This is a genomic window from Cellulomonas sp. IC4_254 (assembly GCF_011603975.1).
GTDB lineage: Bacteria > Actinomycetota > Actinomycetes > Actinomycetales > Cellulomonadaceae > Cellulomonas.
Genome location: NZ_JAANNB010000274.1, coordinates 1 through 3640, shown reverse-complemented (window position 1 = coordinate 3640; position 3640 = coordinate 1). Strand labels below are relative to the sequence as shown.

The window sequence follows — 3640 nt, the reverse complement described above, 5'->3', positions numbered from 1 at the left end:
CGCCGCGGGTGCCGGCGACGCGCCGGGCGACCGGCCTGGGCGCCGGACGGCGTTCCGGGTCACACTGACCCCATGCCCTCGACGCCGAGCGTGTCCTCGTCCATCACCGCGCGACTGCACGTGGAGGCCAGGCCGACGGCCGTCTCCGAGCTGACGTCCGCGATCGAGCAGACGGGCGGCATCGTCACCGCCCTCGACGTCACGGCGTCGGGCCACGAGCGGCTCACGGTCGACGTCACGTGCGCCACGAGCGGCGAGGAGCACGCCGCGCAGATCGTCGCGGCGCTGCGGGCGCTGCCCGGCGTGGACGTCGAGCGGGTCAGCGACCGGACCTTCCTCATGCACCTGGGCGGCAAGCTGTCGATCGAGTCGAAGGTGCCGCTGCGCAACCGCGACGACCTGTCGATGGCGTACACCCCGGGGGTCGCGCGGGTCTGCGAGGCGATCGCGGCGCGGCCGGACGACGCCCGCCGCCTCACGATCAAGCGGAACACGATCGCGGTGGTCACGGACGGCAGCGCGGTGCTGGGGCTCGGGGACATCGGCCCGCTGGCGTCGCTGCCGGTGATGGAGGGCAAGGCAGCGCTGTTCAAGCGGTTCGCCGGGATCGACGCGTTCCCGCTCGCCCTGGACACCCAGGACGTCGACGAGATCGTCGAGACCGTCGTGCGGGTCGCGCCGGTGTTCGCCGGCATCAACCTCGAGGACATCTCGGCGCCGCGGTGCTTCGAGGTCGAGCGGCGGCTCCGCGAGCGCCTCGACATCCCGGTGTTCCACGACGACCAGCACGGCACCGCGATCGTCGTGACCGCCGCGCTGACGAACGCGCTCAAGGTCGTGGGCAAGCAGATCGACCAGGTGCGGGTCGTCCTGTCGGGCGCCGGCGCGGCGGGCACCGCGGTGCTCAAGCTGCTGCTGTCGGCGGGCGTGCACGACGTGGTGGTCGCCGACATCGACGGCATCGTGCACACCGGCCGGGAGCTGGCGTCGCCGGAGCTGCGCTGGATCGCGGAGCGCACCAACCCGCGGGGCGTCACGGGCGAGCTGCGCGGCGCGCTGGCCGGGGCGGACGTGTTCATCGGGGTGAGCGCGCCGAACATCCTCACCGGCGAGGACGTCGCGACGATGGCCCCCGACGCGATCGTGTTCGCGATGGCCAACCCGCGGCCGGAGATCGACCCGGTGGAGGCGGCCCGGTACGCGGCGGTGGTCGGCACCGGCCGGAGCGACGTCGCGAACCAGATCAACAACGTGCTGGCGTTCCCGGGCGTGTTCCGCGGGCTGCTCGACGCCCGGTCGCACGTCATCACCGACGCGATGCTGCTCGCGGCCGCCCGCGCGCTCGCCTCGGTGGTCACCGACGACGAGCTCAACCCGGCGTACATCATCCCGAGCGTCTTCCACCCGGACGTCGCGTCGACCGTCGCCGCCGCGGTGGCGCAGGTGGCGGGCGCGACGACCGGGCCGCGGGCGGACACCGGGTCGGTGGCGGTCGTCCCGGTGCCCGGGATCTAGCCCTCGCGCGCCGGCCGGGGCCGGGGGTCCGCACCCCCGCGCCCGTAGGATCGTCCGGTGCAGTGCCACCACTTCGACGCCGCCCGGTGTCGCTCCTGCACCTGGATCGAGCAGCCCTACGCCGACCAGCTCGCCGCCAAGCAGGAGCGCTGCCGCGACCTGGTCGACCCGTTCGGGCCGCTCGACTGGCTGCCGCCGGTGGCGAGCGCGGAGCAGGGCTTCCGGAACAAGGCGAAGATGGCCGTCGGCGGCACGGTCGAGGCCCCGACGCTCGGCATCCTCGACCCCGGCGGCGTCGGGGTCGACCTGCGCGACTGCCCCCTCTACCCCGCCTCGCTGCAGGCCGCGCTGCCGGTGCTCGCCGAGTTCGTGACCCTCGCCCGGCTCGTGCCGTACGACGTGCCGACCCGGCGCGGCGAGCTCAAGTACGTGCTGGTCACCGAGTCGCCCGACGGCGAGCTCATGGTCCGGTTCGTGCTGCGGTCCTCCGAGGCGCTGCCGCGGCTGCGCAAGCACCTGCCCTGGCTGCGGGCCGCGCTGCCCCGGGCCGTGGTCGTGTCGGCGAACCTGCTGCCCGAGCACAAGGCCGTCCTGGAGGGCGACCAGGAGGTCGTGCTCACCGAGCGCGCCACGCTGCGGATGCGGGTCAACGACGTCGACCTGCACCTGCGGCCGCAGAGCTTCTTCCAGACCAACACCGACGTCGCCGCGAGCCTGTACCGGATCGGGCGGGACTGGGTCGACGCGGCCGAACCGCGCTCGGTGTGGGACCTGTACTGCGGCGTCGGCGGGTTCGCGCTGCACGTCGCCCGGCCGGGGCGCACGGTCGTCGGCATCGAGACGTCGGCCGAGGCCGTCGCGAGCGCCGAGCAGAGCCGGGACGACCTCGGCCTGGCGGACGTGCGGTTCGCGGCCGACGACGCGACGGCCTTCGCGCTCGGGGCCGCGGCACCGCCGGACCTCGTGATCGTGAACCCGCCGCGGCGCGGCATCGGCTCCGCACTCGCCGGGTGGCTGGAGGAGTCGGGTGTGCGGGACGTCGTGTACTCCTCGTGCAACGCCGCCTCGCTCGCCCGGGACCTGGCCGCGATGCCCTCGCTGCGGCCGCGCCGGGCCCGGGTGCTCGACATGTTCCCCCAGACCGGCCACTACGAGGTCGTCGTCGCGCTGTCCCGGGACTGACGCCGGGACCGGGCCGTGCCTTTCGTCCCACGTCTGCGGCCCCGACAGCCAGCACGCTGGGGCCATGCTCAGCGTCGCCGAGGCCCTCGACTACCAGACGCAGGCGGCCCGGACGAAGACGGACCTCGCCCGCCGCCCCGGCGTCTACCTCGTCAACACGATGCTCGCCGGCGCCTACATCGGCCTCGGCGTGGTCATCATGGCGACCGCCGGCGGGCCGCTCGCCGACGTCGGCTCGGGGTTCACCCCGCTGGTGCAGGGCCTGGTGTTCGGGGTCGCCCTCACGATCGTCGTGGTCGCCGGCGGGGAGCTCGCCACCTCCGCGATGATGGTCTTCACCCAGGGCGCGATGCGCGGGGCGATCTCCTGGGCCCGCGCCGGCGCGACGCTGCTCGCCTGCCTCGCCGGGAACCTGCTCGGCGCGTTCGTGCTGGCCGTGATCCTGCACCTGTCCGGAGCGCTCGGACCCGACCGGCCCGCGGGCCGGATGATCGCGTCGATGATCGCCCACAAGTCCGAGGAGACCGGGACCGAGCTGTTCTTCCGCGGGGTCATGTGCAACCTCATGGTGTGCCTCGCCATCTGGTGCGCCGGGCGGCTGCAGAACGAGGTCGCCAAGATCGTCGTGATCTTCGCGTGCGTGATGGTCTTCATCACCTCCGGGTTCGAGCACGTGGTCGCCAACATGACGACGTTCTCGTTCGGCCTGGTCGGCGGGATCGAGGGCGCGACGGTCGCGGAGTTCGCGCGGAACGTGCTGCTCGTCGGGCTCGGGAACCTCGTCGGCGGCGGGCTGCTGGTCGGAGCCGCGAACGCGGTGGCGGCCGCCCCCGCACGCGTCCCGGCGACCCCGGCCGCTCCCACCACGCCGGCCGCGGTCGAGCCCGCGGGTGCGACGCCGGAGCCCGAGGTCCTGGCGCCGACGCCGCGCTGACGCGGGACG

3 protein-coding genes are annotated in these 3640 nt (G+C 74.1%); all 3 read left to right on the top strand.

Annotated elements, in window-relative coordinates:
• The first annotated feature begins 72 nt into the window (after positions 1–72).
• The 3 genes from G6556_RS17700 to G6556_RS17690 all read left to right on the top strand — a co-directional run bounded on the left by G6556_RS17700 (position 73) and on the right by G6556_RS17690 (position 3631).
• Positions 73–1515: an NAD-dependent malic enzyme gene (locus G6556_RS17700; protein WP_166944311.1), complete on the top strand. Its 1443-nt coding sequence runs from the start codon at positions 73–75 to the stop codon at positions 1513–1515.
• A 57-nt stretch (positions 1516–1572) separates the two neighbouring features.
• Positions 1573–2697 (top strand): 23S rRNA (uracil(747)-C(5))-methyltransferase RlmC, encoded by a 1125-nt coding sequence (rlmC, locus tag G6556_RS17695; RefSeq protein WP_166944309.1) that lies wholly within the window; start codon positions 1573–1575, stop codon positions 2695–2697.
• A 64-nt stretch (positions 2698–2761) separates the two neighbouring features.
• Positions 2762–3631: a formate/nitrite transporter family protein gene (locus tag G6556_RS17690; RefSeq protein WP_166944307.1), complete on the top strand. Its 870-nt coding sequence runs from the start codon at positions 2762–2764 to the stop codon at positions 3629–3631.
• Positions 3632–3640 lie beyond the last annotated feature (9 nt).